Annotated in this window: 15 protein-coding genes; 11 read left to right on the top strand and 4 right to left on the bottom strand. The window is 64.7% G+C overall.

Going from position 1 to position 16,078, the window contains the following annotated elements; all coding sequences use genetic code 11:
• Positions 1 to 119 precede the first annotated feature (119 nt).
• The 5 genes from EN845_RS22825 to EN845_RS22805 all read left to right on the top strand — a co-directional run bounded on the left by EN845_RS22825 (position 120) and on the right by EN845_RS22805 (position 6,837).
• Entirely contained in the window at positions 120 to 1,133 is a 1,014-nt protein-coding gene (locus EN845_RS22825) for an ABC transporter substrate-binding protein (protein ID WP_127280402.1), read from the top strand.
• A 49-nt stretch (positions 1,134 to 1,182) separates the two neighbouring features.
• The gene (locus EN845_RS22820) at positions 1,183 to 2,703 is read left to right on the top strand and encodes a sugar ABC transporter ATP-binding protein (RefSeq protein ID WP_245511783.1); all 1,521 of its coding nucleotides are present in this window, start codon (positions 1,183 to 1,185) and stop codon (positions 2,701 to 2,703) included.
• Between the two features lies 1 nt (position 2,704).
• The gene (locus EN845_RS22815) at positions 2,705 to 3,685 is read left to right on the top strand and encodes an ABC transporter permease (protein ID WP_127872856.1); all 981 of its coding nucleotides are present in this window, start codon (positions 2,705 to 2,707) and stop codon (positions 3,683 to 3,685) included.
• 3 nt (positions 3,686 to 3,688) lie between these two features.
• Complete coding sequence (locus EN845_RS22810; RefSeq protein ID WP_127872857.1) at positions 3,689 to 4,636, top strand: ABC transporter permease; 948 nt, start codon at positions 3,689 to 3,691, stop codon at positions 4,634 to 4,636.
• 128 nt (positions 4,637 to 4,764) lie between these two features.
• Entirely contained in the window at positions 4,765 to 6,837 is a 2,073-nt protein-coding gene (locus EN845_RS22805; RefSeq protein WP_127872858.1) for a 3-hydroxyacyl-CoA dehydrogenase NAD-binding domain-containing protein, read from the top strand.
• Positions 6,838 to 6,851: 14 nt separating this feature from the next.
• Here the strand turns inward: EN845_RS22805 and EN845_RS22800 are convergent, their stop codons facing one another.
• Positions 6,852 to 7,664: a LuxR C-terminal-related transcriptional regulator gene (locus EN845_RS22800; RefSeq protein ID WP_127872859.1), complete on the bottom strand. Its 813-nt coding sequence runs from the start codon at positions 7,662 to 7,664 to the stop codon at positions 6,852 to 6,854.
• Positions 7,665 to 7,777: 113 nt separating this feature from the next.
• Here EN845_RS22800 and EN845_RS22795 point away from each other — a divergent pair, with 113 nt between their 5' ends.
• From EN845_RS22795 to EN845_RS22770, 6 genes are all read left to right on the top strand, one after another.
• Positions 7,778 to 8,914 (top strand): ABC transporter ATP-binding protein, encoded by a 1,137-nt coding sequence (locus EN845_RS22795; RefSeq protein ID WP_127872860.1) that lies wholly within the window; start codon positions 7,778 to 7,780, stop codon positions 8,912 to 8,914.
• Positions 8,895 to 10,058, top strand: a complete 1,164-nt coding sequence (locus EN845_RS22790) for a spermidine/putrescine ABC transporter substrate-binding protein (RefSeq protein WP_127872861.1) — start codon at positions 8,895 to 8,897, stop codon at positions 10,056 to 10,058. The genes EN845_RS22795 and EN845_RS22790 overlap by 20 nt, the downstream gene beginning before the upstream one ends.
• A gap of 63 nt (positions 10,059 to 10,121) precedes the next feature.
• A complete protein-coding gene (locus EN845_RS22785) occupies positions 10,122 to 10,985 on the top strand; it encodes an ABC transporter permease (RefSeq protein ID WP_127872862.1) in 864 nt (287 codons plus the stop codon).
• The gene (locus EN845_RS22780; RefSeq protein ID WP_127872863.1) at positions 10,985 to 11,797 is read left to right on the top strand and encodes an ABC transporter permease; all 813 of its coding nucleotides are present in this window, start codon (positions 10,985 to 10,987) and stop codon (positions 11,795 to 11,797) included. The genes EN845_RS22785 and EN845_RS22780 overlap by 1 nt, the downstream gene beginning before the upstream one ends.
• Positions 11,798 to 11,810: 13 nt before the next feature.
• Positions 11,811 to 12,572: a glucose 1-dehydrogenase gene (locus EN845_RS22775; protein ID WP_127872864.1), complete on the top strand. Its 762-nt coding sequence runs from the start codon at positions 11,811 to 11,813 to the stop codon at positions 12,570 to 12,572.
• Between the two features lie 284 nt (positions 12,573 to 12,856).
• Positions 12,857 to 13,684 carry a hypothetical protein gene (locus EN845_RS22770; RefSeq protein ID WP_127872865.1) on the top strand — a complete coding sequence of 276 codons (828 nt, stop codon included), beginning with the start codon at positions 12,857 to 12,859 and terminating at the stop codon, positions 13,682 to 13,684.
• Between the two features lie 145 nt (positions 13,685 to 13,829).
• Here the strand turns inward: EN845_RS22770 and EN845_RS22765 are convergent, their stop codons facing one another.
• The 3 genes from EN845_RS22765 to EN845_RS22755 are packed head-to-tail and all read right to left on the bottom strand — an operon-like array spanning position 13,830 to position 16,065.
• Complete coding sequence (locus EN845_RS22765) at positions 13,830 to 15,338, bottom strand: aldehyde dehydrogenase family protein (RefSeq protein ID WP_127872910.1); 1,509 nt, start codon at positions 15,336 to 15,338, stop codon at positions 13,830 to 13,832.
• Positions 15,339 to 15,358: 20 nt separating this feature from the next.
• Complete coding sequence (locus EN845_RS22760; RefSeq protein ID WP_095202811.1) at positions 15,359 to 15,703, bottom strand: cupin domain-containing protein; 345 nt, start codon at positions 15,701 to 15,703, stop codon at positions 15,359 to 15,361.
• A gap of 20 nt (positions 15,704 to 15,723) precedes the next feature.
• Positions 15,724 to 16,065: a cupin domain-containing protein gene (locus EN845_RS22755; protein ID WP_127872866.1), complete on the bottom strand. Its 342-nt coding sequence runs from the start codon at positions 16,063 to 16,065 to the stop codon at positions 15,724 to 15,726.
• Between the last annotated feature and the right edge of the window lie 13 nt (positions 16,066 to 16,078).

Raw genomic sequence — 16,078 nt, 5'->3', positions numbered from 1 at the left:
TTGCAGTTGACAGCTCGGCGGCCTTCTGCACTTTTGTCTGACAATAGATAAAAAACAGGATCGCAATCGCGAAAATTCATCGACAGCCAACTGATCAACACTCTCGGGAGGAGTATCCTATGAAGAAATTATTGGTTCTCGGCACGCTTGCGGCGGTGCTCGCAGCCGGTACGGCTTTCGCCGACACCAGCGGCAAGAAGATCGCGTTCTCCAACAATTACGCCGGCAATTCGTGGCGCCAGGCCATGCTCGACAGCTATGGCATCGTCACCAAGAAGGCGGTCGACGACAAGATCGTCGGCGCGGCCGATGTCTTCACCACCGCCGACAAGGAGGTGCCGACGCAGGCCGCCCAGGTGCAGAACCTGATCCTGCAGGGCTATGACGCCATCGTCATCAACGCCGCTTCGCCGGACGCGCTCAACGGCGCCATCAAGCAGGCCTGCGACGCCGGCATCACCGTCGTTTCCTTCGACGGCACGGTGACCGAGCCATGTGCCTACCGCGTCGTCGTCGACTTCAAGGACATGGGCAAGCAGGAAGTCGAGCAGATGGCGAAGTTCCAGCCCAAGGGCGGCAATCTGCTTGAAATCCGCGGGCTGGCCGGCACCTCGATCGACGACGCCATCCATGCCGGTATCCTGGAAGGGGTCGCTGCCCATCCCGAATTCAAGATCGTCGGTTCGGTGACCGGCGACTGGGACCAGACCACGGCGCAGAAGGCGGTCGCGACCATCCTGCCGTCGCTGCCCGACATCGTCGGCATCGTCGACCAGGGCGGCGACGGTTATGGCGCCGCGCAAGCCTTCGCCGCCGCCAACAAGCCGCGCCCGACCATCATCATGGGCAACCGGCAGGACGAGCTGAAGTGGTGGAAGGAACAGAAGGAGAAGGACGGCTACAAGACCTGGTCGGCGTCGATCGCGCCCGGCGTGTCGACGCTCGCCTTCTGGGTGGCGCAGCAGGTGCTCGATGGCCGCAAGGACATTCCGCACGATTTGCTGGTGCCGTATCTCGCCTTCACCCAGGACGATTTCGAGGCGGCCCTGCCTAAGATCAAGGAGGGTGGCGTCGCCACTCACGAATACACCCAGGAAGATGCCATCGCGGCCATCAAAGCCAACATCAAGTGAAAGCCGCATCCGCGTTGCCTAGCGCATCACTGAACGGATATCGTTGAGCATGGCTGCAGGCAACACGGGCATCATCAGGCTGGGCGGCGCCGAAAAACAGTTCGGCGCCGCCACTCTTGACGTCGTCAGACTTGACGGTGCCGAAAAGCATTTCGGCGCCGTCAGAGCGCTGGGCGGGGTGGATTTCCATGTCGGACCCGGCGAATGCGTCGGCCTCGTCGGCCATAATGGCGCCGGCAAATCGACGCTGATGCATATGGTGGCCGGCACCTTGACGCCCGACAGCGGCACCATCGGCGTGCATGGCGTCATCGAGGAGAACTACTCGGTTTCGCGGGCGCAGCAGCTCGGCGTACGCTGCGTGTTCCAGGAGCTGTCGCTGTGTCCCAATCTCAGCGTCGCCGAAAACACCCGCATCAACCATGCCTCGCTGTCCGGCTTCGGCTGGCGGCGCAAGGCGGCCGAGCTGATCGCCGCCAAGCTAGATGAGATATTCCCGGACCATGGCATCTCGGCCTGGGACATTGTCGGCGATCTGTCGATCGGCCGGCGGCAGATGGTCGAGGTGGCGCGCGCCTTCACGGTGACGCAGGACCGGCTCGACCTGGTCATCCTCGACGAGCCGACCTCCTCGCTCGACGCGCACACGGCAGGCCAGCTGCTGGCTTTCGTGCGCCGCTTCGTCGCTGGCGGGAAAAGCTGCATCCTGATCTCGCACGTGCTGGGCGAGGTGTTGCGCAACGCCGACCGGATCGTGGTGATGCGCGACGGCAAGATGGTGGCGTCGGACGCGGCTGGCGCCTTCGACCGCGACCGGCTGGTGACGGTGATGGGCGGGGCTGAGGCGCGCCAGAAGACCGCCGCGCAGGCCGCTGCCGCAAAGCCAGGCGCCAGCCCGCTGCGCGTCCGGGCGCGGCCCGTCGGGCAGACTGACGGCAAGGAGCTTGTCGCCCGTGCCGGCGAGATCATCGGCCTTGCCGGGCTGGCCGGTCACGGACAGACCGACTTGCTGCTGCGGATCTTTGGCGCCACCGCACGCGCCAAAGCCGGCATCGAGGTCACGGCGCCGGTGGCGCTGGTGGCGGGCGACCGCCAGTCGGACGGCATTTTCCCGCAATGGTCGATTGCGCAGAATATCGGCATCCGCTCGCTGGCGCGTCTGCGCAACGGCTTGCTGATCTCGCCGCGACGCGAGGCGGAACTCGCCGATGCCTGGAAGAAGAAGATCGGCATCCGCACGCCCGACATGGACAACAACATCTTTTCACTGTCAGGCGGCAACCAGCAGAAGGCCCTGTTTGCCCGCGCACTGGGCTCCGATGCCGAAATCGTGCTGATGGACGATCCGATGCGCGGCGTCGACATCGGCACCAAGCTGGAGGTCTACGACCTCGTGCGCGAGGAGGCTGGCCGCGGACGCACCTTCCTCTGGTACACGACCGAAACCGAAGAGCTCGACAATTGCGATCACATCTATGTCTTCAAGAACGGCCGCATCGTCGCCAATTTGACGCGCGACGAGCTGACCGAGGAGAAGATCATCCAGTCCTCCTTCGGCGACGCGGCCTGAGATGACGGCGACGCCAATCGACAATGGCTTCAAGGGATCGGCGGCGCGCAATGCGGCGGCGCGGGCGCGGCTGTTGCGCGCCCTGCTGCCAGCGCTGTCGCTGGCCTTGGTGCTGGCCGCAATCGCCTGGCTCAACCCGCGCGCCATCAGCTATTTCGGCTTCAGCCTGATGCTGAACCTGGCTATCCCGATCGCGCTGGCGACGATCGCGCAGATGTTCGTCATAGCCGGCAACGAGCTTGATCTGTCGATCGGCACCTTTGTCGGTTTTGTCGGCTGCGTCACGGCGACATGGCTGAAGGACGCGCCGCTCATCGGCGTCCTCATCCTCGCCGGGTCGATCGGCATCTATGCGCTGCTCGGCGCGCTGATCCATCTGCGCAACCTGCCTTCCATCGTGGTGACGCTGGGCATGAGTTTCGTCTGGCAGGGCCTGGCCATCCTCGTCCTGCCAAAGCCCGGCGGTAAGGCGCCGGACTGGCTGCTGGCGATCATGTCGTTCAAGCCGCTCTTCATTCCGTTCCCGATCATCGCCGCGCTGCTGATCGCGGCGGTGGTGCATTTCGGCCTGATGCGCACCTCCTACGGCGTGATCCTGCGCGGCTCCGGCGGCAATCCGGCAGCACTGCGGCGCGCCGGCTGGTCGCTGCTCAAGACCAAGATCGTGCTGTTTGCGCTGGCCGGCCTGTTCGGCGTGCTGTCGGGCATGGCGCTGATCGGCATCACCACCTCGGCGGATGCCAATATCGGCAATGGCTACACGCTGCTGGCCATCGCCGGCGTCATCCTCGGCGGCGGCGAGTTCGTCGGCGGCCGGGTCTCGCCGATCGGCGCCGTCATCGGCGCGCTGACGCTGGCGCTGGCCGCCTCGCCGCTGCTCACCTTCATGCACATTCCGCCCGACTGGCAGGTGGCCGCCAACGGCGCCATCCTGATCATCGTGCTGGCGGCGCGGGTGCTGATCAGCCGCAGGGAAAGGTGAGCGATGGCTTCGCTGAAAACGCTGCTCACAAAACCCTGGATCTGGTCGTTTGCCGGTGCGCTGCTGGTGTGGCTGGCGACGATCGCCTTCACCGGCGGCTATGGCGCCGGCGGCATGGTCACGGCGGCGCTCTCGCTTGCCGTGTTCACGGTCATCGTCGGCGTCGGCCAGATGTTCGTCATCACGCTCGGGCCCGGCAATGTCGACCTGTCGCTGCCGGCCAATATCGGCCTGGCAAGCGCGGTTGCCATGAAGGTGATGGGCGGCAGCGATGCCATGATCGTGGTTGGATTGCTGGCGGCGCTCGCCTGTGGTGCCGCCATCGGCGCCATCAACTACCTGCTGATCTGGGCGCTGCGCATTCCGCCGATCATCGCCACGTTGTCGGCGAGCTTCATCATCCAGTCGGTCGACATCAGCTATGGGCGCGGGCTGCAGATCAAGCCGCCGCCGGGCTTCGCCGATTTCACCAACTGGCAGGTGCTGGGCATTCCGGTGTTGGCGATGCTCACCGTGCTGTTCACCATCGGCGCGGCCATCACCTTGCAGCGCATGATCTATGGCCGCTCGGTGCTGGCGATCGGCCAGAACATCCGCGCCGCCTGGCTCGCCGGCGTCAATGTCGGCCGCATCCGCTTCCTCACCTACACGCTGTCGGGGGCGCTCGGCGGCATCGACGGCGCGCTGCTCGCCGGCTATTTCCGCGGCGCCAATGTCGATATCGGCAATGAATATCTGCTGGCTTCGATCGCGGTCGTCGTCATCGGCGGCACGTCGGTGGCCGGCGGCAAAGCCAATGTGCCCGGCGTCTGGGGCGCGGCGCTGTTCCTGGTGCTGCTGCTCACCATGCTCAACACATTCGGCGTCAGCGCCGGCGTGCGGCTTCTGCTTACCGGCCTGATCATCGTAGGGGTGATCACGGCGGCGGGTGGCGAGAAGGCGGTGCGCTGACTGCAACGTCGACGGCGCGACCGCGGCCTGTCGGGCCAATCATTGGACCAGTTCAACATCCGTTTCCCATTCGCGGCGTGGCCTAGTAAACCGGTCCGCGATCTCAGTCGGTTTCGGGAGGCCTCCGCTTGTCCAATTCTGTCAGCGTCGCGAACGAGGGTGGCGTGGCCATCGTCACCATCGACAATCCGCCGGTCAACGCACTGAGTTTTCACGTCCGCGAGCCGCTGATGCAGGCCCTGGTCGCCCTGCGCGATGACGCATCGGTCGCGGCAATCGTCATTGCTTGCGCCGGCCGGACCTTCGTCGCCGGCGCCGACATCACCGAATTCGGCCAGCCGGTGCAGCAGCCAGACCTGCGCGCCATCGTGACGACACTTGAAGCCATCGCCAAGCCGACGGTCGCCGCCATTCACGGCACCGCGTTCGGCGGCGGGCTGGAACTGGCGCTCGGCTGTCATTTCCGTGTTGCCGATCAAGGCGCGAAGCTCGGCCTTCCCGAGGTGAAGCTCGGCTTGTTGCCCGGCGGCGGCGGCACGGTGCGGCTACCTCGTCTCGTGGGCGCTTTAAAGGCGATGAGGATGATCGGTTCCGGCACCCCGATTGGCGCGCAAGAGGCGCATGGCGCCGGTCTGGTCGATGCCGTTTTCGAGGGTGATCTGACCACGCATGCCGTGAATTTCGCCCGCGAGATCGCCCGCAAGGGTGGTCCGTTCACGCCGGTGCGCGAACGCGATGAAAGTCTGGGGGAAACCGACCTTGCCGCCTTCGATGCCGAGGCCGCGGATCTTGCCAGGAAGGCGCGCGGGCTCGAGGCGCCTGTTGCCTGTGCGCAGGCGGTGCGCAATGCCGTCACGCTGCCCTTCGACGAGGCGCTGGCGGCCGAGCGGGCGCTGTTCGTGAAACTCGTCGCCAGCGACCAGTCGCGCGCGCAACGGCATCTGTTCTTCGCCGAGCGCGAGGCGACCAAGCTTCCCGGAAAGGATACGCCCAAGCGCAGGATCAGCCGCGTCGGCGTCATCGGCGCCGGCACGATGGGCGGCGGCATCGCCATGGCTTTCGCCAATGGCGGCTATCCCGTCACCTTGCTGGAAACCAGTCAGGAAGCGCTGCAGCGAGGGCTGGCGACGATCGAGAAGAATTATGCCGTCTCCGTTTCGCGGGGGTCCTTGAGCGAAGACGCCAGGCAGCAGCGGCTCGGTCAATTCAAAGGCTCGATCGACCATGCCGATCTCGGCGATTGCGATCTGATCATCGAGGCGGCGTTCGAGGACATGGCGGTCAAGAAGGAAATCTTCGGCAAGGTCGACGCGGTGGCGAAACCAGGCGCCATCCTTGCCACCAACACGTCCTATCTCGACATCGACGAGATCGCCGCCTCGATCTCGCGACCACAGGACGTGCTCGGCCTGCATTTCTTCTCGCCGGCCAACGTCATGAAGCTGCTGGAGATCGTGCGCGCCGAAAAGACGGCGTCGGATGCGCTGGCGACCGTGGTCGACCTGGCACGCAGGATCGGCAAGGTGGCCGTCGTCGTCGGCGTCTGCCACGGCTTCGTCGGCAACCGCATGCTGGCCGCGCGTGGCTCGGAATCGGAAGCGCTGCTGCTGGAGGGCGCGACACCCGGCCAGATCGACAAGGCGTTCACCGATTTCGGCTGGCCGATGGGGCCGTTCCAGATGGGCGACCTGGCCGGCCTCGACATCGGCTGGCGCAACCGCAAGGCGCGTGGGCTGACGGCCGTCATCGCCGACACGCTGTGCGAGCAGGGCCGTTTCGGCCAGAAGACCGGCCGTGGCTTCTATCTCTACGAGAACGGTTCGCGCACGCCGGTACCCGATCCCGAGGTCGAGGCGCTGATCCGCGACAAGGCCGCCGAGAAGGGCATCGCGCCACGCACGATAGCCGCCGACGAGATCATCGAACGCACGCTCTATCCCCTGATCAACGAGGGGGCGAAAATTCTGGAGGAAGGGATTGCAGCCCGCGCCTCCGACATCGATGTCGTCTGGGTCAATGGCTACGGCTTTCCCATCGGCAAGGGCGGCCCGATGTTCTGGGCCGGTCTCGTAGGCGCGGGCAAGATCATCGAGCGGCTCGAATATTGGCTGGAGCGGACCGGCAAGGATGTTTTCAAGCCGGCGTCCTTGCTCAAGCGGATGGCTGAGAGCGGCTCTTGGGAAGCCGGCTCAACAGCCTGATCCGGGTAGCGGAATCATCGGATCCGCGCGTCGATGATCTCGACGAAGCGGGCGAAAAGGCCGGCCTGCGACTTGATCTTGAGCTTGCGGTAGATGTTGCGGCGATGGACCTTCACGGTTCCCGGCACGATGCGCATGGCCCTGGCGATCGATTCCGTCGAATGCCCCTGCAGCACCAGGTCGACGACGTGCTTTTCGCGCGGCGTCAGTGACAGGCTTTTCCAGATATGGGCGCGGTCGAATTCGTTGACCGCGGCTATTTCCTCGTCCTGCTTCGTCACGGCCGGTTCGTCGGCGGGGAGGGCAGGCCAGCGCGATCTGATGAAGCTGATCACCGCGGGCGCCATGTCGCGCAGCAGCCTGGCATCGGCGGTGCCGAACGGGCCGGAAGCACTGAGCCGCATCAACGACAGCACCAGCGCATCCTTGCCCGGCAGCGGCACGAAGAAGCCGACTTCCTCGGCCAACCGGGTCTGGCTGTAGTAGGAGCGAAAATATTCGCTGGCGTAGAAACGATCGGGCGCGAGTTCCCGCATGCGCCAGAACCCTTCCTTGCGCTCGACCGCCGCGTGATGGAACGGGTCGAGCAGGTAAGGCCCCTCCTGGTAGAGCGCGACGAAGACGTGGCTTTCGGCCGGTGTGAACGTCTCGAACAGCAATGGCGGTCGTGAGGCGCCACGATAGCCGAAGATCACGCAGTGGTCGAAGCCGACATGCTGGCGCAGCCAATCGACCATCGCGTGGCCGAACAGGTCGCCGCTCGTTTCCCGCGTCGCCGCGACAAGGGTGGCAAGCCGGCTGTATTCGTCGCTGCGGGAAGTGCTCAATCAATACCCCCTTAAACGAGAAAATAGATCAGATATACCACCCGCGAGGTATATACTAGCTGCCATTGGCTCTGGTAGCGTCTTGAAATCGCATCGTCCTGGAGCCCGCAGCCTTGACCGCAGTGCCCGACATCGAATTTCGCGGCGTGGCCAAGCGCTATGGCGCGGTGACCGCGGTCAGCGGCATCGACCTTGCCGTGCCGCCCTCCGCCTTCGTTGCGCTGCTTGGACCGTCCGGCTGCGGCAAGACGACCTGCCTGCGCATGATCGGCGGCTTCGAACAGCCGAGCGAAGGCCAGGTGTTCATCCGCGGCCAGGACATGGCCGGCACACCGCCCTACCGGCGGCCGGTCAACATGGTGTTCCAGCAGTACGCGCTGTTCCCGCATCTCGATGTCGAAGCCAACGTTTCCTATGGCCTGCGCCAGGCAAGGCCACGGCTGTCGTCGCGCGAGATCGGCCAGCGGGCCGGCGAAGCGCTCGAAATGGTGCGGCTCGCCGGCTATGGCGGCCGCAAGATCCACGAACTGTCCGGCGGCCAGCAGCAGCGTGTCGCGCTGGCGCGCGCGCTGGTCAACAAGCCGGCGGTGCTGTTGCTCGATGAGCCGCTGGCGGCGCTCGACAAGAAGCTGCGCACCGACATGCAGATCGAGCTGCAAAACCTGCAGCGCGAGATCGGCATCACCTTCGTGCTGGTGACCCACGACCAAGAGGAAGCGCTGTCGATGAGCGATTTCGTCTGTGTCATGAATGGCGGCCGCATCGTCCAGCTCGGCCAGCCGAGCGAGATCTATGATGAGCCGGCGGATCTGTTCGTGGCCGATTTCGTCGGCAAGACCAACCTGCTTGCCGGCAAGGTCGCGGGGCATACGGGCGAGCTGGTGGACGTTGCGTTGGCGGACGGCACCATCATTACGGCCCGCAAACGCACGGCCCTGCAGCAAGGCGACACCGTCTCGGTCAGCCTGCGTCCTGAATCGCTCAGCCTCGGCGCTCCGGCAAGCGGCCCGCTCAAGGGCGTCGTCCGCAACCGGATTTTCCTGGGATCGACGGCGGAATACGCGATCGAGGTCCAGGGCATCGGAACATTACTCGCCAAGGCCGACCATTTGATCGGCCAGGGCAATCTCTTCAAGCCGGGTGAACCCGTCGCCATCGGCTTTGCCACCGGGACGCCGCTGGCGTTTCCGGAAACCAAGAACAACGGGACCAACCAGAGGGTAAACAAAAATGTCGAAATCATATCGTGACGGACTGCCGATAAGCCCCGAGAATTTCGTCGACCAGCTGATGCGCTTGAAGCGCGGCTCGATCGGCCGCCGCGACTTCCTTGGCCTCACCGGCCTCGGCATCGCAACGGCGGTGATGGCGCGCGAGATCGGCATCATGCCGACGCCGGCCTTCGCCGCCGAGAGCCTTGGCGACCGCATGTCGATCGCCACCTGGCCGAACTATCATGACCCGCAGACCTTCGAGAACTTCAAGAAGGACACGGGCGTCGCCGTCGAGGTCAACGTGTTCGGCTCCAACGAGGAGATGCTGGCCAAGCTGCAGGCCGGCGCCTCGGGCTGGAGTCTGTTCGTGCCGACCAATTATACGATCTCGACCTACAAGAAGCTCGGCATCATCGAGCCGCTGGAGATGGCCAAGCTGCCGAATTTCGATGGCACCCAGGAAGATCCGCGCTTCACCTCCGAAGGCACGATCGACAAGGTGATATACGCCGTGCCGAAGAACTGGGGCACGACGGGTTTTGCCGTCAACACCAAGAAGCTCGCCAAGCCGATGACGAGCTGGAAGGAGTTCTGGGATACGGCCATGGCCGAGGGCGATGGCCGCACCATGGTGCATGATTACCAGCTCACCACCATCGGCAACGCGCTGAAATATTACGGCTATTCGTTCAATTCGCTGAAGCAGGACGAACTCGCCAAGGCGGAGGAACTGCTGCTCAAGGTCAAGCCGCATCTGTTCGCCGTCTCCTCCGACTACCAGCCGGGCATGCGCGCGGGCGACGCGTGGATGACGATGTGCTGGACCAATGACGGCGCGCAGCTGCATCGCGACATTCCCGAGATCGCCTATGTGCTCGGCAAGGAAGGCGGCGAGATCTGGACCGATTTCTATGCCATCCCGAAGGACGCGCCCAACAAGCCCGCCGGCTATGCCTTGCTCAACTATCTGATGAGCCCGCAGGTCGCGGTGAAGGAGCACCTCGCCAACGGCGCTCCTTCCACCGATGCGCGCGTCAACAAGCTGCTGCCCAAGGAAGTGCTCGACAATCCGATCCTCTATCCGGCGGCGGACCTGTTGACGCCGCTCGAATTCGGCGCTGCGGCAACGCTGACCGATCCGGGTCGTGCCGAACTGATGGCGCGCTTCAAATCGGCTTGAGACTGGCCTGGATACAGACAATCGACCGGCGGGCCCCTGTCCGCCGGTACCGGGACGGTTTCGATGCACGGCAACAGATTTCGGCATAATTTCCTGACCGCCTTGCTGCTCGCGCCGGCGACAGTATGGCTGGTGGTGTTCCTGGTGCTGCCGTTTGTCGCCATCGCCGTGTTCAGCGTCGGCGAGCGGGCGCCCGAGGGCGGCTACCAGGCGGCCTTCACGCTGGCGCAATACGCCAATCTTCCGGCACGGGCGACCGCGTTCTGGAACACCATGGTGCTGGCGCCGGTGGGCGCGCTTGCCTGCCTGCTCGTTGCCTATCCGGTCGCTTACTATCTTGCCTTGCAGGCGCCGCAGCGCTGGCGGCTGATCCTGCTTGCGCTGGTCGTCATTCCGTTCTGGACGAGCCTGCTGATGCGCACCTATGCCTGGATGTACATTCTGGGCGGACGCGGCATCCCTGCGCTGATCGCCTTCGTAGGCATCGAGGATGTGAGGCTGATCAACACGCCGGGTGCCGTCCTGCTCGGCATCGTCTACGGCTATCTGCCGCTGATGATCCTGCCGATCTATGTAAGCCTCGAGCGGCTCGACCGAAGGCTGCTGGAAGCTTCGGCCGATCTCGGCGCGACGCCATTGTCAACCTTTCTGGGCGTGACCCTGAAGCTGTCCCTGCCGGGCGTGATGACCGGGTTCTCGCTGGTCATGATCCTGCTGCTTGGCGAGTACCTGATCCCGACGCTGCTTGGCGGCGGCAAAGTGTTCTTCATCGGCAACGCGCTGGTCGACCTGTTCCTGCAGTCGCGCAACTGGCCATTCGGGTCGGCCATCGCAATCACGCTGGTGCTGGTCTCGGTGGTGGTGCTGATTGTCGCCAACCGCATTTCGAACCGGGTTGCGGGCGCCCGCCGGGTGGACCTTATCTGATGCGCGCCTTCGTCATCGCCGTCTTCGCGTTCCTCTATCTGCCGATCGTGCTGGTCGTGCTGTTCTCCTTCAACGCCGGCCACCATGCCAGCGAGTTCACCGGCTTCTCGGTGCAGTGGTACGGCAAGGCGCTGTCCAACCCGTTCCTGGTCGAGGCGCTGAAGAACAGCCTGTTCATTGCCACCACCAGCGCCCTGCTGGCGGCGGTGTTCGGCACCGCGGCAGCCCTTGGCCTGGCGCGTGTCGGCATCAGAACCCGCGCCGTCTTCGACGGTTTGCTTGGCGCTGCGATCGTCGTTCCCGGCGTCGTCATCGGCATCTCGACGCTGGTCGCGCTCGTCCAGCTGTTCGCCGTCGTCAACCCGTTCCTCGCCTCGATCTGGCCCGGTGACCAGCCGCCGCGCCTGTCGCTCGGCTACGGCTCGATCATCGCCGCGCATGGCCTGTTCTCGATGGCGCTGGTGACGATGATCGTCGGCACGCGTCTGGGCAGCCTCGACCGCAATCTGGTCGAGGCTTCGAGCGACCTCTACGCGACGCCGCTGACCACGTTCCGCTCGATCGTCCTGCCGCAGATCATGCCGGCGGTGGTCGCCGGCTTCCTGCTCGCCTTCACCTTCTCCTTCGACGATTTCATCGTCGCCTTCTTCGTCGCCGGCGCGCAGACGACGCTGCCAATCTATGTGTTCGCGTCGATCCGGCGCGGGGTGACGCCGGAGATCAACGCCATCGCGACGATCGTGCTCGTCGCTTCCGTACTGCTCGTGGTGCTTGCCCAATGGCAGCTGCGCCAGCGCAAGCCATCCAACTGAAAGCTGCTGCTCCATGATCCTCAAAGACCGCATCGCCGTGGTGACAGGCGCCGGATCCGGCATCGGGCGTGCCGGCGCCATGATCATGGGCAGGGAAGGTGCGGTGGTCGTCATCGCCGACCGGGATGCGGCCGCCGGCGAGGCAACAGCCTCAGGCATCCGCGCAGTGGGCGGCCGGGCCGAGGCCATCGCCACCGATGTCGGGGAGGACGTGGCTGTCGAGCAGCTGATAACCGGCACGCTCGAGAAGCATGGGCGCATCGACATCCTGCACAATCATGCCGGCATCCAGGTCGGCGGCACGCTGACCGAGGTCGAGACCGCCGGCATGGACGCCTCGTGGCGGGTCAATGTGCGGGCGCAGTTTCTCGCGGCAAGGATCGTCATGCCGTCGATGATTGCGCAAGGCGGCGGCGTCATCCTCAACACGGCTTCGAATTCGGGTGTCTTCTATGACCGCGAGATGATCGCCTACGCGACATCGAAACATGCCGTGGTGGCGATGACCAGGCAGATGTCGCTCGACTATGCCCGGCACAATGTGCGTGTCAACGCGCTCTGCCCGGGCTGGGTCGACACGCCCTTCAACGAACCGTTCATCGCCCAGATGGGCGGACGCGAGGCGATCGAAACCTATGTCCGCACCAAGATCCCGATGGGGCGCTGGGCCGTGGCCGAAGAGATCGCCGAGGCGATCCTGTTCCTCGTCTCGGACCGCTCGTCCTTCATGACCGGGCAGGCGCTGGTGATCGATGGCGGCGAAAGTATCGGCTGACACGACGCTGTCATCTATCGACCTTCCCATTTCAGCCCCCTTTTTGCTGCGGTTTGCGTGGCGTCGGACGGCACAGGACTATGGTCTGGTTGTCATGGGACTTCAGTGCCATGGCAGGACCAGAGCGGCAATTTCTGTGACTTTTCAACTCGTTACAGCTTGGTAACGGCGTCCGCTCTCGGATTGCGACCGAGTTTGTCTAAAGTTTACCGGGTATAATTAGCGATTTCTCATACCCAGATGGTTCAGCGGTGGGCGAGTAGGCGATTCCCAAGGAGATTAACATGACAAACCGGAAAACTCTGTTCGCGGCGCTGGCCGCATTGGCGCTTCTGGCGTCTCCGGCGCTCGCCGGCAATGGTGGCAATGGCGGCAATGGCAATGGCGGAGGTAACGGCGGCGGCAACGGGAATGGCGGTGGCAATGGCAACGGCGGCACCCACGGTAATAGCAACGGCAACAGCGGTGCTTCGCATGGCAAGTCGTCGTCGGCACCGGGACATGCAGCCAAGACGGAAACCGACACAACCACCGACACCACGGTCGATACGACCACAACAGTCTCGTCCGTACCGAAGGACAAGAACATTCACGCCAAACTCGGCCGGCTGAACTCGCTGCAGCGCAACATCAACGCCTACATGAATTCCAAGAGCAAGAAGTTCGCCGGCATTCAGGCCTTCGTGACGCAATCGGCGACGGCCAAGAATGCGCAAGCAGCGGCCGCTGCCGCCGCCGCCACGGCCGCCGCCGCCCAAGCCCAGCTAGATGACCTGAATTCGCAGCTGAGCGCGCTGACGTCGCTGACGCCGGATCAGATCGCCGCCATGACGCCCGAAGAACAGGCGGCCTTGCCTGGCCAGATAGCGGCCCTGCAGGCAGATGTCACCGCACAGGAGGCCGTGGTGGCCGCCGACAATGCGGCGGCCGACCAGGCCGAGGCCGACGCTGCCGCGGCAGCGGTCGGCACGGATCCGGCGGCGCTCGACGCGGCACTGGCGGATATGGCCAACAAGCCCGTCGACGCCGATGTCACGGCCTGGGCCCAAGGCGTCCTTGCCGACAAGATCGATCAGATGGCGGCCAAGCTTCAGGCGGGAACGACGCCGTAGCGGATCGTCCCTGAAAAAGGCGGTAGCCAGTCGAAGAAGATGCCGCTGGGCTTTGCCCGGCGGCATTGCTTTTCCTGCTCGCACGTCCTGGTCGTAGCGATCGAGGCATAAGGATAGGGCGCGCGGTGTTGCCGCGCGCCATTCTTCATACGTGTTTGCGGCCGCCGGTCTCGCGAAACCAGCTGTCGGGATAGGGATACCACCAGTCCTGGATGGCCGGTCTGTGATCGATGATGACCATCTTCGAGCGGCGGAAGGCGTCGAGCCCCTGGCGCCCGAGTTCGCGGCCAAGGCCGGAAGCCTTCCAGCCGCCGAAGGGCAGGGCGTCATTGTCGATCAGCGGGTTGTTAACCCAGACCATGCCGGCCTCGAGCCGTTCGGCCGCCTCATGCGCTTCGGCCAGATCCGTCGTGAACACCGAAGCGCCGAGCCCGAACGGGCTGTCATTGGCAAGCCGGATCGCCTCGTCGAAATCCCTAACCCGGCAGATGGCGGCGACCGGGCCGAAACACTCCTCGCGCACGATCGCCATGTCTGGGGTGACGCCAGTCAGGATGGTCGGCTCGTAGAACCAGCCGGTGTTGTGCTCCGGCGGGATGCGGCCGCCGGTAATGGCCGTGGCGCCGTTGCAGATGGCATCGTCGACCAGCCGCATGACCTTGGCCCGTGCTGCCTCGCTGACCAGCGGGCCGATCTCGGTTCTGTCCATGCCGTTGCCGATGCGCAGCGCCCGTGTCTTCTCGGCAAACAGTTCGACAAAGCGATCGTGGACCGAATCGACGACGAAGAATCGCTCGGCCGACGTGCAGACCTGGCCTGTGAGGTGGAAGGCGGCTGTGACGGAGCCAGCCGCCGCCACGTCGAGCGGCGCGTGCTGGCTGATGATCAGCGGATCGCTGCCGCCGGCCTCGATGACGCAAGGCTTCATGCGTTCCGCGCAGGCCACGGCCACCGCCTTGCCGGCCGCGACCGAGCCGGTGAAAGCGACCGCATGGGTGCGATCGGCAGTGATCAGTGCCTGCGCGGTGGCCGCGCCACCAGGCAAGCAGGAGACGAGGCCCTCGGGCAGCGACCGGAATACGGTCATGTAGTCCAGCGTCGAGAGCGTCGTCGCTTCCGCCGGCTTGATGACGCAGGCGTTGCCGGCGGCGAGCGAGGCCGCGACGGTCCAGCACATCAGCAGGATCGGAAAGTTGTAGGGCATGATGTGGACGGAGACACCATAGGGCTCGTAGCGCGCATACTGGAACGAGCCGGCCTGCGTCGTGCCGGCGATCTTGCCGGCATCGTCGCGCGCCATCTCGGCATAGTAGCGGAAGATCGGCGCGCAATTGGCGATCTCGCCGATGGCTTCGGGATAGGGCTTGCCCATCTCGCGCACCATCAGTTCGGCGCAGCGCGTGAAGTCCGCCGCCTCGATGGCGTTGGCGACGGCGTGCAGATGCTTTGCCCGGCTCTTGGCGTCGAGCTTTTTCCAGGCAAGCTGCGCCTTGGTCGCGGCGGTGAGCACGGTGTCGACCTCGCCGTCGCTGGCCGCCGCGATCGCGCCGACGCTTTCCAGCGTCGCCGGATCGATTACCGGCCTGTTCGCGCCGGTCATTGGCCGGTAGTCCGGATTGACGAAGAAAATCGGCCGGCCGGGGGAGAAATGCATGGACATCCTCTCGGATCCGCTCAACGGATCATGTAGACCTTCTTGATCGTCTCATGGACGGTGCAGACGCCTTTCCAGTCCTGCGGGAAGAAGGCCGCCGTGTCCGGCTCGATCTCGATGACCTCGCCGGACTCATGCACGTAGGTGCAGCGCCCCTCCAGGAAGTGGCAGAACTCGTCGCGGGTGACGTGGCAGTGCCACTTGCCTGGCGTGCAGACCCAGAGGCCGCATTCCGAACGGCCTTCCGGCCCCTTGTGGAGTAGCTTGCCCGACGTATGGGATTGCCCCTCGATCATTGTCGGGATGACGCCCCAGTCGACGAGGTCCGTGATGGCAAGCGGCGATTGCATGATCGGCGTGGTCATAGGATTTTCCTGGTAAGTGCTCACCGGCACATGAAGGCCTTGGTCAGCGTTTGCGTGATGATGGAGATGCCGGTCCAGCCGGCGGGAAAGAAGACGAGCGTGCCGGCTCCGACCGGGATGTCCTCGCCATCGTCCCTGACATAGCTGCCGCGCCCCGACAGGAAATGGCAGAACTCGTCGGCGGCGAAGCTGACCTTGCGGGTGCCCGGCGTGCACGACCACAGGCCGCATTCGCTCGACCCGTCCGGATTCCTGGAGAGGATCTTGCCTGAGGCCCGCGGCGCGCCGGCGAGCGTGTTGGCGCCCGCGCCCCAATCTTCCAGCTCCACGGTCGAGGCCTCAGGCCAATGCGGTGTCGGCATGTCTTGCTCCTCT

The organism is Mesorhizobium sp. M8A.F.Ca.ET.202.01.1.1, assembly GCF_004791595.1.
Taxonomy (GTDB): Bacteria; Pseudomonadota; Alphaproteobacteria; order Rhizobiales; family Rhizobiaceae; genus Mesorhizobium.
The sequence above is the reverse complement of the archived record's forward strand: the minus strand, read 5'-3'. Positions and strand labels throughout refer to the sequence as shown.

Coding starts and splice junctions, on each gene's coding strand:
- EN845_RS22780 (WP_127872863.1), top strand. CDS start 10,985: ATGCGCGCCTTCGTCATCGCCGTCTTCGCGTTCCTCTATCTGCCGATC.
- EN845_RS22810 (WP_127872857.1), top strand. CDS start 3,689: ATGGCTTCGCTGAAAACGCTGCTCACAAAACCCTGGATCTGGTCGTTT.
- EN845_RS22770 (WP_127872865.1), top strand. CDS start 12,857: ATGACAAACCGGAAAACTCTGTTCGCGGCGCTGGCCGCATTGGCGCTT.
- EN845_RS22755 (WP_127872866.1), bottom strand. CDS start 16,065: ATGCCGACACCGCATTGGCCTGAGGCCTCGACCGTGGAGCTGGAAGAT.
- EN845_RS22820 (WP_245511783.1), top strand. CDS start 1,183: ATGGCTGCAGGCAACACGGGCATCATCAGGCTGGGCGGCGCCGAAAAA.
- EN845_RS22825 (WP_127280402.1), top strand. CDS start 120: ATGAAGAAATTATTGGTTCTCGGCACGCTTGCGGCGGTGCTCGCAGCC.
- EN845_RS22760 (WP_095202811.1), bottom strand. CDS start 15,703: ATGACCACGCCGATCATGCAATCGCCGCTTGCCATCACGGACCTCGTC.
- EN845_RS22775 (WP_127872864.1), top strand. CDS start 11,811: ATGATCCTCAAAGACCGCATCGCCGTGGTGACAGGCGCCGGATCCGGC.
- EN845_RS22765 (WP_127872910.1), bottom strand. CDS start 15,338: ATGCATTTCTCCCCCGGCCGGCCGATTTTCTTCGTCAATCCGGACTAC.
- EN845_RS22790 (WP_127872861.1), top strand. CDS start 8,895: ATGTCGAAATCATATCGTGACGGACTGCCGATAAGCCCCGAGAATTTC.
- EN845_RS22815 (WP_127872856.1), top strand. CDS start 2,705: ATGACGGCGACGCCAATCGACAATGGCTTCAAGGGATCGGCGGCGCGC.
- EN845_RS22785 (WP_127872862.1), top strand. CDS start 10,122: ATGCACGGCAACAGATTTCGGCATAATTTCCTGACCGCCTTGCTGCTC.